16 protein-coding genes and 4 pseudogenes are annotated in these 25,841 nt (G+C 67.7%); 6 read left to right on the forward strand and 14 right to left on the reverse strand.

Annotated features, from left to right (window positions below; all coding sequences use genetic code 11):
* The 9 genes and pseudogenes from GWI24_RS08685 to GWI24_RS08725 all read right to left on the reverse strand — a co-directional run.
* Nucleotides 1-758 (reverse strand): ABC transporter substrate-binding protein (locus GWI24_RS08685; protein ID WP_210945308.1); only part of this gene is annotated, 758 nt, incomplete at its 3' end.
* A 191-nt stretch (nt 759-949) separates the two neighbouring features.
* The gene (manB, locus tag GWI24_RS08690) at nt 950-2,341 is read right to left on the reverse strand and encodes a phosphomannomutase/phosphoglucomutase (protein ID WP_210945309.1); all 1,392 of its coding nucleotides are present in this window, start codon (nt 2,339-2,341) and stop codon (nt 950-952) included.
* A 129-nt stretch (nt 2,342-2,470) separates the two neighbouring features.
* Nucleotides 2,471-2,593, reverse strand: a pseudogene (locus GWI24_RS08695) (IS701 family transposase); the annotation flags it as partial.
* A 65-nt stretch (nt 2,594-2,658) separates the two neighbouring features.
* On the reverse strand, nt 2,659-3,234 hold the full coding sequence (locus tag GWI24_RS46485; RefSeq protein WP_210945310.1) for a response regulator transcription factor: 576 nt from the start codon (nt 3,232-3,234) through the stop codon (nt 2,659-2,661).
* A 480-nt stretch (nt 3,235-3,714) separates the two neighbouring features.
* A complete protein-coding gene (locus tag GWI24_RS08705) occupies nt 3,715-4,815 on the reverse strand; it encodes a VOC family protein (protein WP_308343582.1) in 1,101 nt (366 codons plus the stop codon).
* 600 nt (nt 4,816-5,415) lie between these two features.
* Entirely contained in the window at nt 5,416-6,438 is a 1,023-nt protein-coding gene (locus tag GWI24_RS08710; protein ID WP_308343583.1) for an ROK family protein, read from the reverse strand.
* A gap of 29 nt (nt 6,439-6,467) precedes the next feature.
* Nucleotides 6,468-7,589, reverse strand: a complete 1,122-nt coding sequence (locus GWI24_RS08715) for a sugar phosphate nucleotidyltransferase (protein WP_210945313.1) — start codon at nt 7,587-7,589, stop codon at nt 6,468-6,470.
* 4 nt (nt 7,590-7,593) lie between these two features.
* Nucleotides 7,594-8,835: a sedoheptulose 7-phosphate cyclase gene (locus tag GWI24_RS08720; protein WP_247616082.1), complete on the reverse strand. Its 1,242-nt coding sequence runs from the start codon at nt 8,833-8,835 to the stop codon at nt 7,594-7,596.
* A gap of 546 nt (nt 8,836-9,381) precedes the next feature.
* Nucleotides 9,382-9,489 (reverse strand): annotated as a pseudogene (locus tag GWI24_RS08725) (IS5/IS1182 family transposase); the annotation flags it as partial.
* A gap of 1,272 nt (nt 9,490-10,761) precedes the next feature.
* Between GWI24_RS08725 and GWI24_RS08730 the strand changes: the two are divergent.
* From GWI24_RS08730 to GWI24_RS08745, 4 genes are all read left to right on the forward strand, one after another.
* Nucleotides 10,762-11,700: a sugar nucleotide-binding protein gene (locus GWI24_RS08730; RefSeq protein WP_247616083.1), complete on the forward strand. Its 939-nt coding sequence runs from the start codon at nt 10,762-10,764 to the stop codon at nt 11,698-11,700.
* Between the two features lie 90 nt (nt 11,701-11,790).
* A complete protein-coding gene (locus GWI24_RS08735; RefSeq protein ID WP_210945316.1) occupies nt 11,791-13,284 on the forward strand; it encodes a trehalose-6-phosphate synthase in 1,494 nt (497 codons plus the stop codon).
* Between the two features lie 23 nt (nt 13,285-13,307).
* Entirely contained in the window at nt 13,308-14,582 is a 1,275-nt protein-coding gene (locus GWI24_RS08740) for an aspartate aminotransferase family protein (RefSeq protein WP_210945317.1), read from the forward strand.
* Nucleotides 14,579-15,580 carry a medium chain dehydrogenase/reductase family protein gene (locus GWI24_RS08745; protein WP_247616085.1) on the forward strand — a complete coding sequence of 334 codons (1,002 nt, stop codon included), beginning with the start codon at nt 14,579-14,581 and terminating at the stop codon, nt 15,578-15,580. Before GWI24_RS08740 ends, GWI24_RS08745 begins: the two co-directional genes overlap by 4 nt.
* 351 nt (nt 15,581-15,931) lie before the next feature.
* Here the strand turns inward: GWI24_RS08745 and GWI24_RS08750 are convergent.
* A pseudogene (locus tag GWI24_RS08750) lies at nt 15,932-16,217 on the reverse strand (transposase); the annotation flags it as partial.
* A gap of 391 nt (nt 16,218-16,608) precedes the next feature.
* Between GWI24_RS08750 and GWI24_RS08755 the strand changes: the two are divergent.
* Together GWI24_RS08755 and GWI24_RS08760 are read left to right on the forward strand one after the other, a co-directional pair.
* Nucleotides 16,609-17,877, forward strand: a complete 1,269-nt coding sequence (locus tag GWI24_RS08755) for a glycosyltransferase (protein WP_210945318.1) — start codon at nt 16,609-16,611, stop codon at nt 17,875-17,877.
* A gap of 167 nt (nt 17,878-18,044) precedes the next feature.
* Complete coding sequence (locus GWI24_RS08760; RefSeq protein WP_210945319.1) at nt 18,045-19,238, forward strand: MFS transporter; 1,194 nt, start codon at nt 18,045-18,047, stop codon at nt 19,236-19,238.
* 694 nt (nt 19,239-19,932) lie between these two features.
* Here the strand turns inward: GWI24_RS08760 and GWI24_RS08765 are convergent.
* From GWI24_RS08765 to GWI24_RS08775, 4 genes and pseudogenes are all read right to left on the reverse strand, one after another.
* Nucleotides 19,933-21,771, reverse strand: a complete 1,839-nt coding sequence (locus GWI24_RS08765) for a glycoside hydrolase family 15 protein (RefSeq protein ID WP_210945320.1) — start codon at nt 21,769-21,771, stop codon at nt 19,933-19,935.
* A 1,400-nt stretch (nt 21,772-23,171) separates the two neighbouring features.
* Nucleotides 23,172-23,504 carry a hypothetical protein gene (locus tag GWI24_RS44980; RefSeq protein ID WP_247616093.1) on the reverse strand — a complete coding sequence of 111 codons (333 nt, stop codon included), beginning with the start codon at nt 23,502-23,504 and terminating at the stop codon, nt 23,172-23,174.
* Nucleotides 23,505-24,288: 784 nt separating this feature from the next.
* Nucleotides 24,289-24,429 (reverse strand): annotated as a pseudogene (locus GWI24_RS44985) (DNA-binding response regulator); the annotation flags it as partial.
* A 1-nt stretch (nt 24,430) separates the two neighbouring features.
* Nucleotides 24,431-25,711 carry an MFS transporter gene (locus GWI24_RS08775; RefSeq protein ID WP_210945321.1) on the reverse strand — a complete coding sequence of 427 codons (1,281 nt, stop codon included), beginning with the start codon at nt 25,709-25,711 and terminating at the stop codon, nt 24,431-24,433.
* Nucleotides 25,712-25,841 lie beyond the last annotated feature (130 nt).

A 25,841-nucleotide genomic window follows, 5' to 3' on the forward strand; every position in this document is an offset into this window, starting at 1 on the left:
AGCGCCTTCTTCACCGACGGATCGGTCCACTTGATCTCGTGCCGGGCGAGCTGATCGTACTTCTCCGGCCCCGCCTGGGAGAGATAGACGTTCTCGAACCAGTCGGTGAGCGTCCAGCCGTCCTGCCCGCCGACCGCGACCGCGTCGGTGCCGGAATCGGACACCAGCTGGGCCTGCTCCAGGAACTGGGGCCAGGTCTTGGGCACCTTCGCGCCCGCGTAGCCGAACGCGGAGGTGTTGTACCACAGCAGAGACTTGTTGCTGGCCTTGAAATACACCCCGTAGGGCGTGCCCCGGTACGAGCCCAGATCCTGCCAGCCCTTGGCGAAGTTCTTGGCCAACTCGGCCCTGGCGGCGGCGTCGAGCGGTTTGGCCCAGCCCTTCTGGGCGAACTCGCGCATGACACCGACCTGCCCGACCATCGCGACATCCGGCGGCGCACCACCCGCGATCTTCGAGCCGACAAAGCCCGCCATGTCATCACCGCTGGGCACGAAGGAGACCTTGGCGCCGGTGCGCTTCTCGAACTCCTTGAGCACCTTGGCGAAGTTCTCCTGCTCGGTGCCCGTCCAGACCGCCGTGACCTGGAGTTTCTGCCCCTTCAGATTCGGCAGCTTCACGGTGTTGGGCGGCGGGCCGCCGCTGACCGTGTCTCCGTCGTCACCGCCGCAGCCCGCGGCGGTGAGCATGAGTGCTCCCGCCGCCAGCAGGGCTACCGCGGCTCGTGTCGAACGCTTCGCAGGAAGCGATACGTGCATCCCCGTGTTCCCTCCGATGCCAACCGCCCCCGTGCGGCCGTGTCCCGTGCTGAGTAGTCCTACGCCCGGCGGCCACAGTAGTTCACCGGTCCGGGCACCGTGGACCTCTTCCAGGTCCCGGAAGTACGGGTTCACGGCGTAGAGGCCGAGCTTGTGCGGATCGAGCGAGAGGGGTACGGCCGAGTCGATGGTCAGTTTTCGTGTGATGCCGGTCCGGGCCTGGTGTGTTGGTGTTCAATCAGGCGGAGGATCTCGTCGCGCAGTTGACGCGTTCTCGATTCGGTCCGTGACTCCACGTTGAGCCTGACGACCGGCTCGGTGTTGGCGACGCGCAGGCTGAACCAGGACTCGTCCTCGAAGTAGAGGCTTAGCCCGTCCACCCAGTCGCAGGGCCGGTCGTGAAAGTGCTCGCGAACCCGCCGCACGACCTGCTCCCCGGACTGGACCTTGATGCTGAGCTCACCCGAGGGGTGGTAGCGCATGAAGGGTTCGAGCACCGTGGACAGCGGGCGGTCCTGGGCACGCAGGGCCGCGAGCACGTGCAGTGCGGCGAGGATGCCGGAGTCGGCGTTCCAGAACTCCCTGAAGTAGTAATGGCCGGCGTGCTCGCCGCCGAACACCGCATCGTGGGTGCTCATCAACTCCTTCATAAAAGAGTGGCCGGCCCGGCCCCGCACCAGGCTGCCGCCTTTCTCCTCGACGGCATCTCGGACCGAGCGGGATGCGATGGCGTTGACCGCCACCACGGCGCCGGGGTGTTTGTCGAGCCGCAGCGACCCGAGCCAGGCCATGAGGGTCGAGGCAGTCACGGGTTCGCCCCGCTCGTCGACCACGAAACAGCGGTCGGCGTCTCCGTCGAAGGCCACGCCCAGGTCCGCGCCGGTCTCGACCACCCGCTGTCGCAGGTCCGTGAGGTTCTCCAGTTCGAGGGGGTTGGCCGGATGGTTCGGGAAACCGCCGTCGGGCTCGAAGCAGAGCGGATCCACTGTGATTCCGGCGTCGCGGCGGAGTCTGTCGTCCAGGACGGCTGTGGCGGCCAGACCGCCCACGCCGTTGCCCGCGTCCATGACCACCCGGAGCGGACGGCCGGCGGAGAGGGGAACGAGCCGTCGCACGCAGTCGCCGAAGTCGGTGGTGACGTCCAGCTGGCTCGTCGTGCCGGGCTCCTGCCGCCCATCCGGAACGCCCCGGAGCAGGGTTTCGCGCAGTGCGTCCAGGCCACTGTGCGCCCCGAACGGGCCGGCCAGCGCACGGCAGAACTTGATGCCGTTGTATTCTCCCGGATTGTGACTGGCAGTGATCATCGCGCCGGGTAACGCCATGGCGCCGGACGCGTAGTAGACCATGTCGACCGAAACCAGGCCGAGGTCCACCACCTCGGCCCCCTGCTCGCGGACTCCCGCGCTGAAAGCATCGGCCAGCCGCGGCGACGACACACGCATGTCCCGGCCGAGTAGGACCCTTTGTGTATCCAGGAGATGGACGAAGGCGGCGCCGATCCGGCGGACGTCCTCTTCATCCAGTTCGTCGGGAACCAGACCGCGGACGTCGTAGGGCTTGATGTAGGAGAAGGACTTGGACATGTCTTCCTTAGTGAGGGGATGTACCGAGCGTTGAGATCGGAACCGTCCGGCCGGTAGTTGACGATGCACAGGTTCCGGTGTTCCTTGAGTGATCGCCGACTACATCGATGCCTGGCCGGCCCCGCCGGTCTCCAGTTCCGGCCGCCAGCTCTTGGCCAAGCCATAGGCAGCATCCGCGGTCACCCACCGGAACGGGGTCCTCTCCGCGATCGCGCGGCGGACCATCGCCTCGGCCATCGCCACCTTCGCCTGGAGAGGGGGAACGGTGACCAGCGCTCGGCCCGCCAGGCCACGCCGCCCTCGAAGGTTTCACCGCTCTACCGGCATTTGGCGTAACTATGACCGACCAGGACGGCCTCGGTACGTGTGCCCAGATTCAGCTTGTTCAGGATGTTGTAGGTGTGGCTGCGCACAGTGGCTTCCTGGATATGCAGCCGCCTGGCGATCAGGGTGTTGGTCATGCCGCTACCGAGCACTTCCAGTATCTGCAACTCCCGCTTGGTCAACACGGCTTCAATCTGCGACGCCGGCAGCCGCTCGCCGTGAACCGCCTTAGCCACCCATCCCACCAACGTCTCCGCTATGGAGGACGACAGGTACATATGCCCCTGGTGCACCTCACGCACGGCTCTGCCGAGTCCCTCCTGGCTGGTGCCGTGGTCCACGAATCCACGGACAGCACTCACGACCGCGTTGTGCAGCACGGACACATTCCCAGGCCGCATCACCGCCACGAGGCCCACCTCGGCATTCGGTCTGGAACAGTGGAACCGGCGGAGTTCCTCCCTGAAAGTGTCGTCAAGTGCCTCGCCTGCGACCAGCAGGACGTCCACGTCAATGTCCGTGTCCTGCCTCGCCGTGGCTTGCTGCAGCGAGTCGTAGTCGCCGATCACCTCGATCTCCTCGTAAGACCGGACGAGCGAGCACAGACCGGCACGTACGAGGGGGTCCTCCTCCACGATGACCAGCCGTATACGATCCTTTTTGGATCGCGGCGCAGAGTGCAGAGCCGTCGGTCCCATTCCGATTTGATCTGCCGACACGTCAAGGTACCTCCGGGGTGTGGATCAGGCGCCTTCGCCCGCTGCGCTCAGTGCCTCTGTCGTACTGAATTGCGCAGAAGCGGTGGCAGGTGGTGTACGTGCCGATCCGGTAGTTGAGCAGGGTCCTGGAGGGCGACTTCCGGGGAGGCCGTCCAAACTTGCCGGGCCTACGTCGCCGCCGACCGCACCGGGACGGATCGGCGGTATGCCGTGCAGGACGTCGGAAGTTACTCGGTGGACTACTCAACGAGTGCCACATAGTTGTTCCTCGACTGCTTCATCCACGTCGAAATGCCCAGCTCCGCAGCCTGATCGGAATATTGACACCCTTCAAGGCCGGGGTGGGGTGCGGTCGGTCCATGACAGCTCATGCGCGGCCCTGCGCCGGGCGGCGGTGGTGCGTTCGTAGGGCAGTGCGCCGTCTGGCATGCGCACGACCTCCACGTACAGGCCGAAGGGTGTGCGTGTGTACACCCATCGGTCGCCGGTGAGCGGCCCCTCATCGATCGTCTCCGGCTGGCCGAGCACGGTGCAGCCGTGCTCGGCCAGGTAGGTGGCAGCCACGTCCACGTCGCGGACGTGTAGGGCGAGATGGTTGCCGCCGATGTCGCTGTTGCGCGGAGGACGTGGGTTGCCGGCCGACATCCCCTCGTAGCAGGCCAGTTCGATGGTGTCGGTAGGGCCCATGCCCAGCACGGCCCGCCGCAGGGCACCACCCGGTGGCACGCCGAGCGCCGCCGCCACGTCCACCGGAAGGACCTTCTGATCGTTTCGGTACAGAAGCTCGGCGCCCAGGACGTCCACGAAGAACCGCTCGGCCGTGTCGAGGTCCGCGACGGTTCTGGCGAAGTGGTCGACGCCGAGCGCGCCGGGCAGGCCGCGCCGACTCCCCGAGCCGTCGTCCCGGTTGCACCATGGCCCCGGCGGGCGGCGGCGTGGTGTGCCGCCGCCCGTCTCGTACGGCAACGTTTCAGGTACGGACCGCAGTTCGATGGGTGCGTCGAACGGCGAGGACAGTCTCACCCAGTGCGTGCCCGCATCGGGCTGCCCGTCGGGAACACGGCGGACTGGGCCGAGTGGGCTCACCCCCGCTCGACGCGTGAGTTCGGCGGCGGCCCGTGCCACGTCCATCACGTACAGCGCGAGGTGCACGTGCCCCGTGTCGTGCGGTGCCCGTGGCGCGGCGGTGTGGTCCGGAGACTCGTAGGCGAACAGCTCGAGGTTGGTGTCGAGTCCCAGGCGAACGAGGGCGATCTCGGCGCGGGCTCGCGGGTGTACGTCGAGGTGTACGCGCATCCAGTCGTCGGCGTGCGCTAACGGCGCGAGCCGGTAGACAAGTTCGCCACCGAGTGCCGTTACGGCGAAGTCGATCGCGGCGTCCAGGTCGGACACGGTGAAGGCCAGGTGGTCGACTCGTTGGGCGCCGGGCACCCCACGCGGCGGTGGTCCTTGGCCGTCGCCACCCGGGGACAAGCCGGCCGCGGCGGAAGCCGGTGCGCACCGGCGGTCGGGGGAGATCACGGGGCTGCCTCCTCAGGCGGGGTGATGCGCCGATCGCTGCTAGCCGTCTGTGCGGACCGCGGGGCGTGCAACAGGTTGCGGGCGCCCTCGCGAACCCCACGGACCTGGGGGAGCGCGAGGCCGGGGTCGCCGGCCGGCAGGGCGCTTGCCGGGCAGCTGTTCGGGGCTCTGCTCGCGTACCGCCCTGCGGTCCGTGACTCGGGGACCGACAGCGGGTCGGGAGCGCCGGCCGCGCGGGCGATGATCTGTGCCCACGCGTAATGCGAGACCCGGCCGGATCCCCCGCGGTGCAGTAAGGGCGGCCCTTGCACCGTCAGGAGCACGCTCGTGACGGCTACCACGCCGTCCACCAGGGCCGGAGTGGTCCAGTGGTCACGGGGCGCGCGCACTTCGGGCCCGCGACCAGCCGGACCTCGGCCGCGTCCTGGAGACGACCACGACGGCTCCCCCGACGACGCCGGTCTGTGGCCGGCGCGCCGCCGGTGGAGCCGCTGCCGACGATCAGCGTGGTCATGCCGGCGCATCGAGGGCCCGGGGAGTGTCGAGGCGAGCCGCCGCCAACTGGCCGATGCCGATGAGGCAGTGGTCGTCGTCGTTCTCGCCGAGCGCGAGCATGGCGCGTGTCGCGCACTCGTCCAGGCCGAAGCAGCCGATCCGCACCAGTTCGTCGCCGAGCAGCGTCAAGAAGGTGTCGCCCAAGGCAAGGGCGAAGCCTCCGACGAACAGGTAGCGGCGCACGCCGATCGCCGTAAACAGCAGGCTCACCGCGGACGCGAGGGGCCGCAGCGAACGGCGCAGCGACTCCCGGGCGAACGTGTCGCCTGCTCGGGCCGCCGCCGCGAACGCCTCGTTGGTGATGGCGTCAGGCACGCCGCCCGAGGGCCCCGCCAGCGCCGAGCGAGCGAATGCACCGGTGTCGGCTGCCGCCGCCGCGCGCACCGCGGACAGCGCGCCGCGTCCTGACGCGATCGCCCCGAGGTGGCCGCGCCCTCCGCACTCGCATGGCGCGGCGTCCTCGGCGGGGTCGACGAGCCAGTGGCCGATCTCCCCGCCATACCCGTGCTCGTTGCTGATGATCTCGCCGTGGCGGAACACCTTGTTCCCGATGCCCGAGCTCACGGTGGTCAGACAGAACGGCTCGGACTCGACCGAGGCGTAGCGCCAGGCCGCCGCGGTCACGTCGTTGGCCACGACCACGGGCAGGCCCAGCTGCCCTGCCAACACCTCGGCGACGGGCAGCGGCGCGGCGGGTCCCCCCCACAGTGTCGGGCCGGCGAGGACGACTCCGTCGGATGTCATCGGCCCGGCGAAGGACACTGCCACGGCCTGAGCGGGTGGTTGACCTGGACGGGTGAGGTGGGCAGCGATCTCCCGCGTGAGCTGCTCCATGACCCGGTCCTGGAGCTCCTGCGGGGCGAGTGTGCCGTACCGGCCGAGCCCGTCGGTGCGCACGCGCTGCACGTCATGCACCTCGGACATGCCCGCCCTGATCCGGCCCACGCGTAGGGTCGTGCCACCGAGGTCGGCCACCACGAGGTCACACGGCGCGGGTGCGAGTGCCATCATGGCGCGACCTCTTCCCGTGCCATCTCGCACTGCTGGACAGAGCCGTCTTCCAGCACGATGGCCGACGTCAGGCGTGCCCCGTCGGGCACCTGGGCACCTGGCAGCACGACGCAGTCGTCCACGTGTGCGCCGGCACCGATGCGCGCGCCCGGGTACACCACACTGTTCACGATCTCGCCCTCGTTCGTCACGTTGGCCGCCACGATGCTGGCGTGTCCGCCGGGCCCGTCCGAGACGAGGCGTCGCGGCACCTCGGGGGCGACGGTCAGCGGCATGTCGGTCAACGCGAGCGTCGGCTCAGCCCGCAGCAGTCCGCGGTGGGCGCGGTGGTAGCGGTCCACGGTGCCGATGTCCTCCCAGTAGCCCTTGACCTCATACCCACGGATGAGTTCGCCGCCTGCCAGCATCGCCGGGATGACGTCCCTGCTGATGTCGTGCTGCCAGTGGGTGCCGCGCAGTTGTTCCAGGTAACGCCACAGCGTCGCCGCGTCGAAGAGGCAGAAAGCGGCGAAAACCAGGTCGCTCGTGGGGTGGTCAGGCTTCTCCTCGAAGGATGTGAGTAGGCCGCTTCTGTCGAACTCGACCATGCCGAACAGGTGCACGTACCGCCGCTCGATGCGCTGGTACGAGACTGTCAGCGCGGCCTTTGACGCGCGGTGCTCGCGGATCATGCTCCCGTAATCGAAACGGTAGACGTGGTCTGCATGGAGGACGAGGATCTCCGAGGCCTCTGAGTCACCCTGTCCGAAGACGTACTCGGCCTTGCTGAGTAGTGCGTCGGCTGTGCCGCGCTCCACCGGCCACGTACGCTCCGGCACCTGCTCGGGCAGCTTGCCCGGTGAGTTCCGGTACACCGCGTCGTAGGGGCCGAAGTGTATTCGAAAGCCGTGATGGCGCCCGTTCCACACCAGGTGCAGGTCGTCCATGAGGCGACGCTCCTCGTACTGGGACAACAGCAGGACGTCTCGCAGGCCCGACCGGTGAACATTGGCGACGCTGAAGTCGATCAGGCGGGAGGTGCCGCCGAACGGCACCAGTGGCTTGAGCCTGCCCTGTCCTAGCGGCCCCATGCGCCGACCTTCGCCGCCCGCCAGCAGTACGGCACGCACTCCATCCATGCTCTCAGACCCCCAAATCCACGGGACCGCGCAGCGCCGGCCGCTGCGGCGCCTGTTCACGCTCGCGGAGTGTGAACAGCGCAGCGTCGACCTCTCGTTGGGTGACGTCGTCCACGAACACGGCGTCGCCGATCCCGAGTGGAAGAGGCAGGTGCTGCCGGCCGTCCCGATGCTTGACCGTGTCCGCGAGCGCCCCGCGCATCAGTTCCGGCGTGCACACCGGGTGGAGCACAGGCAGGTGGAGAACGCGCATGACATTGAGGACACGGTTGAGCTCGGCCGCGGTCAGGAGCCCCCGGTGGTGGGCGAGGACCGAGCTGAGCGCCATGTCGACGCAGACGGCCTCGCCGTGCAGCAACTCGGGCAGCGCCGCCATCTCAACGGTCGGCGAGAAGGAGTGCCCGAAGTCCACCAGGCGCCGCAGCTGGTCCTCCCAGAGGTTGGGCTGGAGTTCCTCCAGCATGCCCTGGACCGCCCGGTGTAGCACTGTGAGCGCCGCACCGCCTGCCGCGTCCTCGCCCGGTTGCATCCGCTGCTCGACCAGGCTCGCGCCGTGCCCCTCGAGCAGATCGAACAGTTCGGCATCCTTGATCAGCGCTATCTTCAGGATTTCCGCGAGGCCATTGCGTAAGTGCCGGGCATCGAGCGTGGTGAGGAAACCGGGGTCGATGAGGGTCAGCGATGAGGGGTGGTAGGCGCCTAGCCGATTCTTGTGCTCACGGAAGTTGACGCCCGTCTTGACGCCGACGCCCGCGTCGATCATCCCAATCAGGGTCGTGGGTATGCGGACATACGGTGTGGCCCTGCGGTATAGGCTCGTCGCAAGCCCGACGATGTCCGTGAGCACCCCGCCACCCATGGCAAGCACTGGTGCGTGGCGCCGTGGCACACCGAAGGCGTCCATCGCGTCCACGACCTCGAAGACGGTCCCCATGACCTTCGCCGATTCGTGTGCGTCGATGACGCACACGTGGAACTCCACGTCCTGGCTCGCCAGGTAGGCGGTCAGCTGCTCACCGTAGAGGGAGGCCACCGTAGCGTCGATCACGATGAGCCGACGTGCAGGCGCTGCGCCAGACGTGACGGCGCGGGCGAGTGCTGGGTTCGCTGGATCGAGCAGTCGCGGCTGCACCATGACGTCGTAGCTCACCTCCTTGAGTGCGCTCACCCGCCAGGCTGCGCCGTCCTTCGTCGCGTAGCCGTGCAGACGATTGCCGGCGAGGGAAAGACTCTTGGCTCGAGTCATAGTCATCGATCCTCTCGGGGGGAAAAGGAGGAGCGGTGGGCACGGTCGGAAGCACCCGCAGGAGCAGGCCACCACGTACGGGCCGCGGCGCGCGCGGTGCGAAGACGACGGTTGTCCAGGTGTGCACTGGGCGAACACGACTGTCATGGTGACGAGGTGACGGAATGAGACGGCGTGGTGGCGCTTCGGGCGAAGGCGCGACCGGCGGCGGTGGGCGGCCCGCAGCAAGGTGCCAGGGGCGGCACACTACTGCTGGCGTCGGATAGAGCTTCGGATGTTCGATCGCGGTGATGGGTGGGCGTTCACCCACGGACGCGACGCTGCTGCCTGGTCGGGCTTCCTGCGCGCTGCGTCTGCGTCAAGCGGTGAACTACCGGTACGGCCTTCCCTCCGCAGCTTCGGGCCGGTCGGTGGTGAGTGATCTAAGTCTTAACGAGGCTAAGGCCGCGCACATAACCCTTGTCAAGAGACGCTCATTCCCTTATGTCCATCTTGGTTTGAATTATTTCGATCGGTTAAGGCCGTGTCCTACGTGGTGAGACGGATGAGTCGCTTGCCTTTCCAGCGGAGCCATCTCCTCAGATCAGCCCGGTCGTAGGCGTTGTCCGCATGCAGGCGCCCGGGTTTGAAGTACCGGCCCTGGTGGGGGTCGTGTCCAAGCCGTCCGGCACGATCCAGCTCCACGTTCCCCGCCCCGTAGCGGATCAATGACCGCCTCACCACGTAGGACACGGTCCAAGTGTCGCCGATGTTGGCTGGGGGCATTCTCTGGTCATCGATATGTCGTGTGAAGGGGTGTCATATGCGACCTGGTGGGGGTGGACTCCCATGAGCGCGAGAAACGCCACCGGACTGATCGAGCCAAAAAGTTCTCATCCTTGACAGCAAGTTGATCGCCGCCTGTAATGAGTCAAGATGTAAAGCACATGAGTCACCCACGGCAAAGCGTGGAGAGAACATGCTCTTGTGGTACATGACGCGCACAGCTCTTGCCACGCTGGTTACGGGCGCGCAGCGGCGACAATTGGACTGGACACAGGAACGGCTTCCGCAGTGTCAACCGCCTGCAACGAATGTTTTGACTTCTGTAACGTTCCCCAGTAGCAGGGCTGACGTGAGAGCGACAGCGAAAGCTGCTGCCGCTCGGGCGCCAACCTGTGAGAGAGGCGCGCATCTCAGTCGAATTCTCTTCCACCCCCCAATGTGCAGGGGTTGATGGCGGACAGGCATGTGACCACGTATATGGCCTGTTGCGGGGCCTATCGTATTGTGGTGGGCGAGGGGCGCCGCCGTGAGGACATCGCCGAACCGGTAGTCGTGTCCGCGTGAACGGTGGGACCGCGCCAGGACCCACTGTGAGGAACGTGGGCTGGCGGGTTTGGTGAAAAGAAGCGGCGGAAAGGGAAGGGCAAGATGCCGCCGCCGCAGGCCAAGTGATAGCGCTGAGCAGGATGATCAGGCCGCCGAAAATAGACATCTCGCACTGGTCAACGCCTGCGTCGGCCGATCGTCTGAATCGGCGTGCGGGCATCAAGGTCTCTTTTTACCGCGTTGCCACTTCTGGCGGGAGAAGAATCTGAAGCCGCACCGGTCGGGCCTCTTCAAGCTGTCGAAGACCCGGCGTTCACGGAAAGGGCCGCCGACATCATCGGACTGTACCTGGACCCGCCCGGGGCGCTGTCGTCTTGTCGGTCGGCGAGCAAACCAGGCACAGGCACTGGACCGAACCCAGCCGGGGTTGAACCTTTGCCGCAACCAGTGCCGCACCTACGACTGCGGCACAGCACCACGAACCTATTCGGCGCGCTCAACGTCGGCACCGGCCGGGGAACCCGCGTGGCCGCTGGCGCGAGGTACTGAACGTCCGCTTGCCCGGCCGGGACATGCTCCGCCATGTCCGCCCGCCGCATCAGCTGGAGGAAGTACATGTCTGATCTTCGCCCGTCGCCCCTCGCACCCCAGTCGACCGCGGGCGCCGCCATGCCTGGCCGGGTCCTGGTCATCGGCTCCGGCTACCTCGCCGGGCACATCGCCGTCCACCTCACCGGGCTCGACGTCGAGACGGTGCTCAGCTCCCGGCGTGCCCCGGTCGTCCCCGAAAGCCGCAGTGTGCGCTGGACCCAGGTCGATGTCACGTCGGGACCGCAGGTGGCTGCCCTGATGGATGCCATCCAGCCCGACGCCGTTGTGGCCGTACATGGCCCGTCCGACATCACTTGGTGCGAGGCACATCCCGAGGAGGCGTACGCCACCCACCACGGCGGCGCTCGCAACATCGCAGCCGCGCTGGACGGTCGGCCCGTCCTGCTGGTGTCGACCGACAACGTCTTCCCCGGTGAGGCGGAGAGCCACGGCGAGTCAGCACAGACCCTCCCGGCCAACGCCTACGGCCGGGCGAAGCTCGCGGCCGAGCAAGAGCTGCTCGCCACCTCCTCCGCCCTCGTCCTACGGGTGAGCCTGGTCTACGGCTGGGAGGACTGCGGCCCCCGTCCCAACTTCCTCACCAGCGTTGCTCGTTCGCTGATACGCGGGGAGCGGCTGCGGATCCCTGATGACCACTGGAACACGCCCGTATTCGTGGAGGACGTGGCCGCGTGGACGGCGACACTGATGAATTCCGGCCGCACCGGGACGCTGCACCTCGGCGGGCCGCGCCGCATCGGCCGAGTCGACTGGGCCAGGCACATCGCCCAGCAGCTCGGCGCGGACCCCGCGCTCATCGTGCCGACGCCGCGTGTCGGCACCGCCTATGCCTGTCGGCCGCGCAACGCCTGTCTGCACAGCGAGGTGGCCGCGCGGTTGCCCGAACTCCAGCGCCACCGTCCGGTCGACGTCCTCGAAACCACCCACGCCCTGACCTTCTGACGCCACCGCCCGCCCCCCTGAACCGAATGCGCACGTGCTGTCCACCCTGGCCAGCCCGCTTCCAGCCCTCGACCCATGAATGGGGCACCTGTGACCGGATCTGAGATCTTCCTCGCCAGCAAACGCGCGGCGATCACCTACGACACCGACCCCGCCACCGGCGAACCTCGCGCCTGGCTGGCCCCTGGCGGCACCGGCAACGTCGTCGCCGAACAGGCCGGCGTTCTCAACATCTCCTGGATAGCCAGCGCCGACTCCGAGGACGACCGCCGCGCCTCGGCGCGCAACCCCGACGGCGTGACCATGGAGCTGCACTCCGGCCGGGAGATCCTGGTCCGGCTCATCAGGCACGACCCCGCTGTCTTCCGCAACGTGCAGAACTTCATGACCGCCAACCTGATGTGGGCGGCCAACAACTACGGCTGGGACCGCTGGACTCAGCCGTCGTTCGGCTCCGACGCCCGCGAAGGCTGGGCGGACTTCAACCGCTTCACGCAAGACTTCGCTGACGCGATCCTCCAGAGCTCGGCCCAGTCGCCAGACCCCGTCTACCTCGTCCACGACTACCAACTGGTCGGGGTCCCCGCGCTGCTGCGCGAACAGCGGCCGGACGCGCCGATCCTGGTCTTCGTGCACATCCCGTGGCCGTCGGCCGACTACTGGAGGGTACTGCCCAAGGAGATCCGCACCGGTATCCTCCGCGGCATGTTACCCGCCACCACGATCGGCTTCTTCGCCGACCGTTGGTGCCGCAACTTCCTGGAATGCGTGGCCGATCTCCTGCCCGACGCCCGGATCGACCGCGAGGCGATGACCGTCGAGTGGCGTGGCCACCGCACCCGACTGCGCACCATGCCGCTCGGCTACAGCCCGCTCACCCTCGATGGGCGCGACCCGCAACTGCCCGACGGGATCGAGGAGTGGGCGGACGGCCACCGGCTGGTGGTGCACAGCGGGCGCACCGACCCGATCAAGAACGCCGAACGCGCGGTGCGTGCCTTCGTCCTGGCCGCCCGGAACGGCGGACTTGCGGGGACCCGCATGTTGGTGCGGATGAACCCCAACCGACTGTACGTGCCGGCCAACGCTGACTACGTCCACCGGGTGGAGACCGCCGTTACGGAGGCCAACGCCGAGTTGGGCCCCGACACCGTGCGCATAGACAACGACAACGACGTGAACCACACCATCGCGTGCTTCCGGCGGGCCGACCTGCTCATCTTCAACTCAACCGTCGATGGCCAAAACCTCAGCACGTTCGAAGCGCCGCTGGTCAACGAACGCGACGCCGACGTCATCCTTTCGGAAACCTGCGGCGCGGCCGAGGTCCTGGGCGAGTACTGCCGCACCGTCAACCCCTTCGACCTCGTCGAGCAGGCCGAGGCTATCTCCGCCGCGCTCAGGGCCGGGGCGCAGCGGCGGGCAGAGGACGCCGCCCGCCGTCGCGACGCTGCCCGCCCCTGGACGCTTGAAGCCTGGGTGCAGGCCCAACTGGACGGACTCGCTGCCGACCACGCGGCCCGCACGACAACCGCTGAGCGCCTCGACGCTGCGACGGACATCTCGGCACAAGCAGGCCTGTGACCGCCATGACCACGGAGCGCGCTATGACAACGACAGAAGGCCTCCCTGCGCCGCAGGAGGCGGCGCAGTACCAACTCGGCGACATCATGCTGGTGCGCGGTGAGGGCATCCGCGCCTGGGATGCCGAGGGACGTGAATACCTCGACTGCGTCTCTGGCACCTTCAACCTGCTGCTCGGATATAACCACCCAGAGGTGATGGCCGCCGTACGGGAACAGACCGAGCGGCTCGTCTTCGCCAGCTCGTCCTTCCAGACCGAACCCACCAACCGGGTCATCCAAGAACTGGCCGCCATCAGCCCGCCCAATCTCACGCGGGTCAACCTGCGCAGCTCCAGTGGCTCCACCGCCAACGAAGGCGCCATCAAGATGGCCCAGCTCCATACCGGCCGCCGCGACGTCATCGTGCCCTTCCGCGCCCACCTTGGCCAGAGCCTTGCGACGGCGAGCCTCAACGGCACCACCAAAATGCGTGCGCCATTCCCGTACCGCTACCCCGGCGGCCTTCACGTGCCAGGCCCCTACTGTTTCCGCTGCTTCTACCGCCAGACTCCCGAGAGTTGCGGCATGCTCTGCGTCGACCGCATCGAGGACTTCATTACGTATGCCAGCTCCGGCAGCGTGGCCTGCGTAGTGATCGAGCCGATCAGCGGCGCCGGCGGCAACATCGTCCCACCCGACGGCTACCTCCAGGAGCTGCGCCGGTTCTGCGACGAGCGCGAGATCGTGCTCATCTTCGACGAGATCCAGACCGGGCTGGGCCGCACCGGACAAATGTTCGCCGCCGACCACTTCGGTGTCCAGCCACACATGATGACCCTCGCCAAGGGGCTCACCGGCAGCGGCCTCCCGATGGCCGCCATCCTCACTGAGGAACGCATGGCCGACTGGGACCGTAGCCTGCACAGCTTCACCTACGGCAGCCACAACCTGTCGGCCGCGGCCGCCCTGGCCACCCTGGAAATCGTCCAGCGACCTGGCTTCCTGGAGAACGTGAGAGCCAGCGGCGACGTGCTCCTCGGCCGACTGCGAGACCTCCAGAAGGACAACCCTGTGATCGGCGACGTCCGAGGGGTCGGCCTGATGATCGGGGTGGAGCTGGTGGAGCCCGACGGCACCAAGGCCGCCGCCCGCGCCCGCGCCTACCAGCAGTCGCTCCAAAGCCACGGCATCCTCACCCGTGTCTCCGAGCACGGTAACGGCAGTACCATCGAGCTGCGCCCACCTCTCATCCTTACGCCTGCCGAGGCCCACACAGTCGCCGACCGGTTCGGCGAGGCACTGGAGGCCATCGCATGAGAGTGACCTTGGAGGAGGGCGGGCCCCGCCTGCGCCGTTCGCCGCCGCCGCGCCCGCGCGAGGACCCTGCCGTACTCGTCAGCATCGAACTGGCCGCGCTGTGCCGCTCCGACCTCAAGGAGGTGGCTGGTAGCCGCCACGGTCCCAGCCAGTTCGGGCACGAACTCGTGGGCACCATCCGCGAGTCCACTGCCCCCACACTCGCCGAAGGCAGTCGCGTCGTCCTGGACCCGAACGTAGTGGTGAACCGGGGCACCGGGTTCGCCGACCACATGTGGGCGGCGGGTCCGGCTGACCTGTTGCGGCACGCCCTGCAACCGGTGCCGCATGGCCCGGCCGCCCGTCGCCTGGTCTTCGCCGAGCCGATCGCCTGCGCACAGCACTGTCTGGGCGCCATCAAGCGGCAGGTCGGCTGCCTGCAGGGTGCCCAAGTCGCGGTGCTCGGTGCCGGGACCGCCGGGCTTCTTATCGCGGCGATCGCCGAACGAGCAGGCGCCCGGGTGTCGGTCCACAACCGGAGCCGCGCCCGGATGGATGCGGCCTGCAAGGCCGGCCTGCTTGACGTGCCCTGGATGCTTTTCGGGGAACCGACCGGAGGCCGGACGGACGTGGTGGTGATTGCCACCAGCTTCGTGCTGCCCGCCGTGCTGGACGAGGCGCTACGCCTGGTCGCGCCCGGTGGTCTGGTGCTGCTGTACGGTGGCACCGCGCCAGGCGACCGGCACCCGGGGCTGGAATGCGACCTGGACCAGGTGCGGCGCACCGGAACCGTCGCCGCCTGCACCTGGCAGGGCCACTCGCTTCGGGTGGCCGGCAGCTACGGGACGAACCCGCAGGATTTTGCTGCCGCGATCGGCGATCTCACCGACGTCGCAGTACCTCTGCGCGCTGAAGCCCTGGTGGCCGCCGAAGTGGACCTGCCAGGGCTGCTCGGACTGCTGCGGACTCCGGACGCCCTCGGCCCCGGCAAGATCGTTGTCCACCCCGAATCCTCCTGACGGGATGCCCATGACGGCAGGTGCGCCCCCGGCAGCCCCTCTGCCGAGGCTGCTGCGCATCAGGGCACCGCCTGCCACCCGATCAGTCCGCTTGCGTGGCCCTGGCCTTGAAGGCATGGGCAGCGCCCCAACGAACCCGGCCCAGTCGTGTTGGCAGGGCCTCCCGGACGATTCGGCGAGCGGAGTACCGGCCGAGCGAACAGCTTCTTCCCCGAGCTTCGCCCCCGCCGTTACCAGCGACGCACGTCGGGGAGGGGACGGGCCTTGGACGCCGGCCCGGGTCACGCCATCGACGTCATGCCGGCCTCCTCCCTACGTAACCACTCACAGCGTGCGACCTCGCATCGTTCCCGCAACCTGACAGTTCGCCTGCTCGCCCAGCGCGCCGCAGTACTGCGGAGCAACACCAGCCGACATCCTGCCGTCCTTGGGCAGCGACACATCATCGACCGACCAGGCGTCCGGGCCGATCCGCGGCACCATCCGCTCCGCGATCCGCCGCCGCACCGGCACCGGATCCCGAGGCGAATACATCCGCCACGAATAACGCCAACTTCGCCCGAGCACGGTTCACTTCATGTGCGTCTGAACTCGCCCCAAAGCACCAGGTGTTCGACGCACGATCCGAGGCGTGCACGGCGTGGCCGAGCGCGCGCACCCCCTGCTGAACGTCATCTTCAAGGCCCTGCAACCGAGTCAGCCCCGACCCATTGGCCATCACCCGGATCGCCCAAGCCGTCCTCGTTAACCTGCGGTTTGAACTCGGCGGCACAAACTGAACCAGGATTACGAGCCATCACGAGACAGTGCCGAAGAGTTCAGCTTCCAGGCGCCTCGATCCAGGGGTAGACTCACCACGCGTGGGCCGGGTCCCCGTGGCCAGAGCCAACCTGGCGGTGAGTGCGTCTGATGCCCTCCCGCCTTCCAACAGCTCCCGTTGAAGGGGGCGATAGACCCGGGCCACCCTCCGCTCGGCATGTATGCGTAACCCGACCCCAAGCCCCTTCAGTTAGCGCAAAGGTGACTCCATGCCCGGTGCGACGTCTAACGTGCCACTGCTCTCAATCGTCATCCCGACCTACAACCGAGCCGCCCTCCTCGACCGGACGTTAAGCACGCTGGCCCGCCAGACGTCGGCGCCCGAGGACTTCGAGGTCGTGGTGTCCGACGACGGCTCGAACGACAGCACCCGCGACGTGGTGCGGTCCTATGAGGACCGGCTGCGCATGCGGTACGTCTTCCAGGAGGACCTCGGATACCGAGTCGCCAGCGCGCGCAACGGTGGTGCGCGCGTGGCCTCCGCACCACTACTGGCCTTCCTCGACACTGGTGTCCTGGCGGGGCCGCAGTACGTCGAGTCGGTACTCGCCGCCCACGCCGCGCCGGCACCCGCTCAGGTTGTCTTCGGCTACACCTACGGTTACGATCCGCGGAATCCGCACCCCGAACTCCACTCTCTCGTCACTGACTTCCCCCCGGAGGAGGCCGTGAGAAAGGTCGCGGGCGCCTCCTGGTTCCAGGACATGCGGCTGCCGGAATTCGCCGCAGTTGACTTCGACCTCAGCCGTATGGTCATGCCCTGGCTGTTTTTCTGGACGCTCAACGTGTCGATGCCGGCAGCCGACTTCTGGCGGGTCGGTGGGTTCGACGAGGACTTCACTGGATGGGGCGGGGAGGACATCGAACTCGGCTTTCGGCTGCACAATCACGGCCTCCCCATGACGATCTCGCGTGAGAGCTGGGGGATCGAGGCGCCGCACGAGCGCACCCCCGAGGCGAACATCTCCACCCTCCTTCGTAACTGCGATCTGTTCATCCGCAAGCACCCCTCCCTGCTCCCCGAGCTCTTCTGGGCCGTGACCACCAGAGGCATCTATGGCTCAGTCGAGACTGAGCGGCTCCGCTTCGAGGAGTGGGCAAACCGGGCTCGCGGGCAACGGGTCTCAGCCGAGATCGAGTCGGGGTTGAACACCCTGCCGCCGCTGCAGCGCACCCAGCGGGTAGCGGTGTTCGGAAGCGGCACGGAGGGTCTCCCCGCCGCGGCGCCGAAGAATGTCGAACTCTTCCTGTGCGATTTCGATGAGGGGGTGCTTGCGCGACAGGAGAGCCGCGGCGGTGACGCCGTTTCGACGTGGCATCTGTCCGGGCTGCGTACCCCCTGGCCCGACCAGCACTTCGACCTCGTCATCATCACCTCGCGCATGGACGAACCCCGGCAGGCGTGGGGCGAGGCGATTACCAAGGAAGCACGCCGGATCGCGGGCTCGGTCGTCGAGCCGTCCCTTCGCGGCGACTGACGGCCGCATCCACGGCGGTCACCACATGCCCAGACCTGTGGCGCGCTGTCCACCTGCGGTGGCTGTGCGCCATTTCTGGCTCCCCGAACCCTCCTACGCTGACCACCCGGGCCGGTGGCGCAACGCTATAAGAGCGAGAAGAGCGAGAAGAGCTGAACACCAACACCATGACCGATCGCGCCTTGTATCGCTCGCGTCTTCGGATCTCCGTCGTCTTCGCCGCCCACGGCGCAGCCGTGGGGGCGTTCGCCACCCGCATCCCCTGGCTACAGCAGCACCTCGGCCTCAGCGACGGCACTCTCGGCGTGGCGCTCCTTGCCCCGGCCCTGGGCTCGTTCGTGGCGGTACCCTTCACCAGCAGCATGGTCCACCGCTTCGGTAATCTCCGTGCCCTGACCTGCCTGCTGCCGCTGTGGTGTGCCTCGCTCATCCTGCCGGCACTCGCGCCGGACCTGCCCGCCCTGTGCCTGGCCCTGGGGATGTTCGGCGCGACCTCGGGCATGATGGACGTCCTGATGAACACGCAGGGGGTACAGATCGAGCAGCGCCTGCACCGACCCATCGTTGCCAGCCTGCACGGAATGTGGGCTGTGGGAGGGCTGGTCTCCTCGGGCTGCGGCGCACTCGCCGCCGGCGCCGATATGGACGCCCGCTTGCACTTCGCTGTCACCGCCGCGGTCCTGGCCGGCATTGGGCTGCTGGCCGCCAGGCACCTGCCGGAGGCGGACCCGACTGAGGCCCGGCAGCCACCGCCTCGCTTCGCGCTCCCCCCGCTGGCCACCCTCCCCATCGGATTCCTTGGTTTCTGTGCTGTGTTCGCCGAGGGCGCCAGTGGAAACTGGAGCGCGGTGTACCTGACCTCGACCGCGAACGCGTCCGAGGGGATCGGCGCGCTCAGCTACACCGGGCTCAGCTTCACCCTGGCGCTGGCCCGGCTCTCAAGCGGCTTCGTCGTCACCCGCCTCGGACCGGTCCGCACGGTGCGGCTGAGCGGCGGGATCGCGGCGCTTGGCGGCATGCTGGTCGTGCTGGCCCGTACCCCACCAGTCGCTATCGCCGGGTTCGCCCTCATCGGCACCGGCGTCGCGGTTGTGCTGCCCCTCTCCCTCAGCGCTGCCGGTCGGCAAGGGGGCGACCCGAGTCGGCACATCGCAGGCGTTGCCACCTTCACCTACACCTCCTCCCTCCTTGCCCCCTCTGTGACGGGCGCCGTCGCTGATGCCGCCTCCCTACCAGTGGCCTTCGCACTGGTCACCGCGTTCGCGACGTGCCCGCTGTTCCTCGCGGGCACGCTCGCGAGACCGGTCCAGTCGCCCGGGGAGAAAGAGAACGCAGCGCAGCGGGTGGACCTCTCCTCTTGACCCAGGGCGACTCTGCTGTGTGATGCGCCGTGAGGGGCGTGTCGAGGAGATGATTGTTCATGTGGTCGGCCCCGGGGGCGCCGCTCGCGGTGCCGTCGCTGGTTACGGTGCTGCGGTTCGCCGAGGATCTGACCGGTCGGCAGGTCGACGCTTAACAGGTCACGTAATCTGTCACCGCTGTCATGAAGAGCTCCATGCTGGACGGCTCAAGAACCAACGCTTGGGCTTTGTGGGCTACATGTGGGCCTTCGCCGCCCTCCGCTCACTCAAGCCCCGTGAGGTCAGTCCGCCTCGGTCTTCCACGGCCCGTAGTGTTCCGGCAGGTCACGCCATGTTTGATCCACCGCCCAGATGATCCTTGAAGACGGACCCTAGCTGGTCGAGGGGGGTCTGCCCATCGTCCACCGCGGCGCGTTCTTCATCAGAGAGAGGGACGGAGGCGAGCATGCGTGGGAGATTCTGTTTCACTTCGAGCAGCTGCCCCTTGGGCGAGTCCTTCGGGGTGTAGAAGTCGCAGCGGGCGCATGCCATGCGGTGCCGGCACTGTTCGAAGAAGGTGTACGACCATGGTGGTCCCATCCTCACGGAAGGTGGCGACCGGATGGGCCGCGCCGTGCTGCGTGAGGATGGGGAGGAAGAGGACGGCTGCTCGGCTATCGCGAGCAGCTTGCGGTGAACCGTGGTCGGCAGGATGTCATCGCTTCGTACTCCTCAGGGCGAGCGGATGCCGCTGGCTCGGGTTCTCGAGGGAGAGGGCGGCATCAACGATGCCGATGTGGGAGTAGGCCTGTGGGTAGTTCCCGACTTGTCGCTGCTGGTTTGGGTCCCACTCTTCGGCCAGCAGACCGACGTCGTTACGCAGGGCGAGCAGACGCTCGAACAGGTTACGCGCCTCGTCGGCACGGTTGATCATCGCCAGGTCGTCGACCAGCCAGAACGCGCAGACGAGGAACGCCCCCTCATCCCCGGTCAGACCGTCGCTGCCGGTGCTGTCCCCCTCGGTCGGGTAACGGTGGAGAAGCCCGTCGGGGGTGGAGAGCTCCCGCTGGATTGCCTCGATAGTACCGATGACGCGTTCGTCGTCGGCCGGCAGGAAACCGATCTGGGGGATCAGCAGCAGAGCGGCGTCCAGCTCCCGGCTGCCGTAGGACTGGGTGAAGGTGTTGCGGTCGGGGTCGTATCCGTTCTCGCACACGTCCTGGTGGATCGTGTCACGCAGTATCCTCCAGTGATCCACGGGGCCGTCCGCGTGGCCGCCTTCGATCAGCTTGATGGCGCAGTCGACCGCGACCCAGGCCATGACCTTGGAGTGCACGAAGTGCCGGTCAGGGCCGCGGAATTCCCAGATGCCCTTGTCGGGCTCGCGCCAGTTCGCTTCGACGAACTGGACGAGCTTGATCAGCAAGGAGTTGCTGGGCTCGTCACGCTCGAGGCCGAGGTGCGCCGCCAGGAGTAAGGCCTCGATCACCTCGCCGTACACATCGAGCTGGCGCTGGTCGGCGGCTCCGTTGCCGATGCGTACCGGGGTCGAGTTCTCGTAGCCGACCAGCCAGGGCAGCGTGGTCTCGGGTATCTCCCGCTCCCCGGCGATTCCGTACATGATCTGGAGGTTCTCGGGGTCACCGGCGACCGCGCGCAGGAGCCAGTCCCGCCAGGCACGGGCTTCGTCGCGGTAGCCCGCCCGCAGGAGGCACGACATGGTGATCGCGGCATCCCTGAGCCAGACGTAGCGGTAATCCCAGTTGCGGACGCCACCGATCTCCTCGGGCAGCGAGGTGGTCGCCGCGGCGACGATCCCTCCGGTCAACGGGTTCGTCAGGGCCTTCAGTGTGATCAGGGAGCGGATCACAGCGTCGCGGTAGGGGCCGTTGTAGGTGCAGTGGGAGGCCCAGTCCGCCCAAAACTTCTCCGTGTCCTCCTGTATCTGGAAGACCTGATCGGTGTCGAGGCTGTCGGGCGGGCCGGCGTACGACGGCTGCCAGCTCAAGGTGAACGCCATGCGCTCGCCCTCGGCGAGTACGACGCGGGAGCAGGTGGTGAGCGCTTCGCTGTGCGTCTCCGCTTCCGTGTCCAGCCACACCGCGTGGGGGCCCGCTACCGCGCGGATCCGGCCGTCATCGGTCCTCTGGACCCAGGGCACGACCTTGCCGTAGTTGAACCGCAGGCGCAGGGTCGACGCGGCGGTGACGGTGCCGCGGACGGCTTCGACGACCCGGATCAGACGTGGAGCCCCACCCTCACGCGGCGGCATGAAGTCGGTGACGCGTAGGGTACCGGTCGGGGTGTCCCACTCCGATTCCAGGAGCAGCGATTCGCCGCGGTAGGCGCGACGGTCGGCGGTTGGGCTCAGTCCGCTGGACTCCGCCGGGCCGATGCTCCAGGAGCCGTTGTTCTCGGTGCCGAGGAGCGCGGCGAAAACGGCCTGGGAGTCGAGCCTGGGCAGGCACAACCAGTCGATCGTCCCGTCGCGGCCGACCAGCGCGGCTGTCTCCAAGTCGCCGATGAGTGCGTAATCCTCGATATGCCCAGCCATGAATGTCCGTCCTTCTGGGGTGACCCAGCGTCGAGCCACCACGGTGTATTGGTTCCTGGTTCGGCTCCCCGGCGCGGCGGGGCAACCACAGATGTCGATCAGCGCGGCGTCGCCGGGCCACTGACCGGCTGCCGGGACAACACCCGGCGCAGCCAGCAGTGTTGCTCGCCGTCCGAGGCGAGCACAATCCCGGAAAGGATCTCGGCATTGGCCAGTTGAGTCAACGCGACCTTGCCGACGGAGCTGAAGGTGTCCGGGGCTTCAGTACGGTCTGCGCCTTCGCACAGCCCGGCACGGCCCGGATCCCGTGCTCGTCGAGGCGGACCGCCGAGCCCAGCGACCGCAGCACCGCGTGGGGTGCGGGGCGTCAAGGACCGGTGATGAGGTCAGCATGGGCATGGTGATTCTCCTCTTCAGGCGGTCGTGTGTGGGGAGGGGGGAGGCGGTAGCCGATCAAGGAGATGAGCCCGGAGTTGCCGACGTCCGGGTTGTCCCTGGGTGTAGATCTTCATCAGCGTATCCGAGTTCGAGAGCCTCGCAAGAGTGGTTGGCGCTGTATAGGGGTGCCCGGTCGAAGGCGTTGACCGCGACGAGGAACGGAAATCGGGCGGCGCTCGAAGGTCGAGCCGGCGAAGCAGGCAGTCAGGTCGCGGGTGTCGACCATGACAATGGCGCTGATCGCGCCCAGTGCCATGGGCTCCCACATGAATTCAGAGACGGTCCCGACCCGAGGTATCGAACACGTACACGGTGAGATCGTCGTCCAGCGTGTCCGCCTCATGTCACCACTGGACTCGGCCGGTCCGACGGTCCAGTATGTTGATGGAGGGCTGGAGCGAACCCTGCTCAACGAGCCCACGAGATCCGCCAATTGGTCTCCGACCTGCGGCGGGAGTGCCCGGCCCTCGGCGTGCTGCAAAGGGTCCTCGGGTAAGGGGGTGCTGGCTGCCGACGACCTCGACATGCCGGCCCCACCGGTCGGTGATGCACCGTGGCTTCTCACCCCCTCAGGTCACCGTGTACGCAGGCGGATTGAGGAATTCCCCGTCGGATGGTCGGCTCGTGGGCCCCGGTCCGGCAGCTGTCGGTCAGGGACGAGATGAGCGATTGGTCGTTGGACAAGGTGGGGCATAGCGTGTTCGGTGACGACCTCACACGGTTCAGCGAGGCGATCCGCGACCAGTTCCGGCATCCACCAGACGCTCGCAGCGATGGCCGACATCGAGGCGGAGACTCCGAAGCCCGGCGCGGAGGAACGGCTCGAGCAGACGGTCACCGAACTCGACGAGACCGTCCGGCACATCGTTGGGCGCCGCGAGAACGGTACCGTGAGCGACCACGGCCTGATCGACCGGCAACTCGCCCCCGCAGGAAAACAGCCCAGGTCAATCGGCCGAACCTTATTCCCACGCGGGACGGACATGCTCGGTGAAGTCCTTGATCAGACTCATGTAGTCGGCCAGGAACGTGTCCGCCCACCGCGGCCCGAACGGGGAGGTGTTCGTGCGCAGTTCCACCAGGATGCGCTCCCTCTCGTCCCGTATGAGCAACCGCACTCCTCCCCGAGGGACCTCGTCGCGCGGGATTCGGATCATCGTCACCCGGAGACCCTCCTCGGTGAAGGACCAACCGGCTCCGGCTTCCGACACGTCGAAGTTGACGTACTCCGGCACCGTCCCGGGATCGGCCTGGTGGCGCACTCCGTAGCGGTCGGGGTCGAGTTCCCGCGTCATCAGGGCATGCGGCAACTCCTGGTGTCGGAGTGCCGAGGAGTGTTCCGGTCTCACGCCGTACGAGTTCGGTCAGGGGCGGCGCGTCGCTCAGGTCGGTACGCAGGACGCACGGCGTAGCGAAGTAGCCGACCGAGTGCAGTAGGTCACTGCGGTGGCGGTTGCTGATCGAGCCCATGATGGCCAGGTCACCGGCCTGGTCCGGATGCATGCCGAGGGCCGGACAACGTCGGCGAACGACATCCTTCAAGGCGGCAGCGAACACGGCCGTCAGGGTCGCACGTTGCCGCCGCGCGGCCTGTCGCAGCCGGGTGCCGCCCCACGAACCGATCACGCCCCGGCGCACCAGGAGCTGCTCCGCCAACTCCACGAACGTGTCAGAGCGGTACACCGCGGTGGCGAGACTGATGGTGAGGGAGCGCCCCCTGAACTCCGCCTCGGCGAAGCGGTGCCCGGGCCGGGCCGCCCAAGAGCCACTAAGTCCCGATCCGGACGAGCCCCTTCCCAGACGGCCAAGGCCCGGCCCACAGCCGGGTGCCGCTGAAGGACCGTCTCGACGTCGGAAACCGAATCTTCCGTGTGGTAAGTCATCCGGCCCAACCATCCGTGAGAAGCATTCATCTCGCTCCACTCTAAGAACCGCCCGACATCGCGTCATCAGCATTCGCGAGGCGATGACATCAGCGTTTCGTGGAGGAGCCTCGAGTTCGCTCCGACTTGTCGCCGGCCAGGCACGGTTCAGGGGTAGTTGGTCGGCCCGGTGGCCGTTGTCCGAGGGGTCGATGCGGCCGCTCGCCCCGGCCCTGAGCGCCCCGACTGCGAGCTCGTCCTCCTCGAAGGTGGTCAGGACGAGGACCTTGACTCCGGCCAGGTCCTCGTCCTGAGCGATCAGACGGGTGGCCTCGATGCCGTCGGCCTCGGGTATCCGTTCAGCGCACCCCGCGGATCGGGGCTGTGGCCAGAGCACCGAGTACGGCAAAAACGGCGCCGGCCATGAACGTGGCCGGATAGTTGTGGTCGCTGCCGCCGATGGTGAGGAATATCGGCGCGATGAGCGGGGCGAGCGACTGCGGCAGGGAGTTGGCGATCTGGAAGACGCCGAGGTCCTTGGCCGCGTTGTCGGGGTTGGGCAGCACCCGGGCCACCAGCGCCATGTCCACGGCGAGGTAAGTGCCCATGCCGAGGCCGACGACCGTGCCGCCGATCAGGAAGTGGGTATATGTGGTGGACAGACCGATGATCAGCAGGCCCGCGCCCATGACGGCGGCCGAGACGCCGACGAAGATCTTGCGGCGCTCGAGACGGTCCGAGATCCGACCGCCGAGGACGGCGGTGAGCAGACCGCCGATGGTGACCGCGAGGGTGCCGTAGAAGACGAGGTCGGGGGCCTCGCTGTCCTTGTAGCCGAGGTGGTCGGTGATCACGTAGGCCTGGAATGTCAGGAAGAACGCGTAGCCCAGGTAGAGCAGGAAACGTCCGGCCCAGGCCCAGCCGAAGTCGCGGTGGGCGAAGGGGTTGACCCAGAGGCTGCGGGCGATGTCGGCGATCCGGAAAGGGGCGAGGCGGGTCGGGTCGGCGGGCCGGTCGGGCAGGACGGCGACCAACAGGCCGATCATGAGTAGGCCGAACACGGCCGGAAGGAGCAGCATGGACTCGACCGCGCCGCCCGAGAGGGCGACCAGACCGGTGCCAATCAGGGTGCCGACCTTCGAGGTGAAGCCGACCATGCCGGAGACCCGGCCGCGGTGGTCCTCGGGGACGTTGTCCGGCAGCAGCGCGTTGAGCGCGGCCTGGGAGGCGTTGAAGCCCATCTGGGCAATGCTCCAGCCGACGACCACGAGCGGCACGCTCTGCGCGAGGGCGATGATGACCAGGCCGACCGTGCCGGCGAGCACGCCGCCGGCGAGCCAGGGCCTGCGGCGGCCGAACCTGCTGGTGGTGCGGTCGGAGAGGTTGCCCCAGATCGGCGTGGCGACCATCGACAGCAGTGCACCGATGCTCAGGACGATGCTCAGGCTGCTCGTCTTGGTGTCCGGGGCGATCTGGCTGATCTTCAGCGAGATCGAGACCGTGACAGGGGTTAGCAGGGCGGTCCAGAGGCCGAGCTGGCCCAGGACGTAGGCCGCGACGAATTTCCGGGCGACCGGAGCGGGCGGTGAACCGGACGGCGGGAGGGACGTCTCCGCGGTGGAAGAGAGGGGAGTGGTCACGAGGACCTCCAGGGTAGCTACGCATCAGCGTCGGTGATGACGGCGTGACACCTGTGGGGCTGCGGACGACCGCAGAGGCGTAGAGAGCTCACCCGGTGGGTGAGCGGCTTCGGGGGCCCGTCCGGTGCGG

The organism is Streptomyces sp. MK37H, assembly GCF_018035285.1.
Lineage (GTDB): Bacteria > Actinomycetota > Actinomycetes > Streptomycetales > Streptomycetaceae > Streptomyces > Streptomyces endocoffeicus.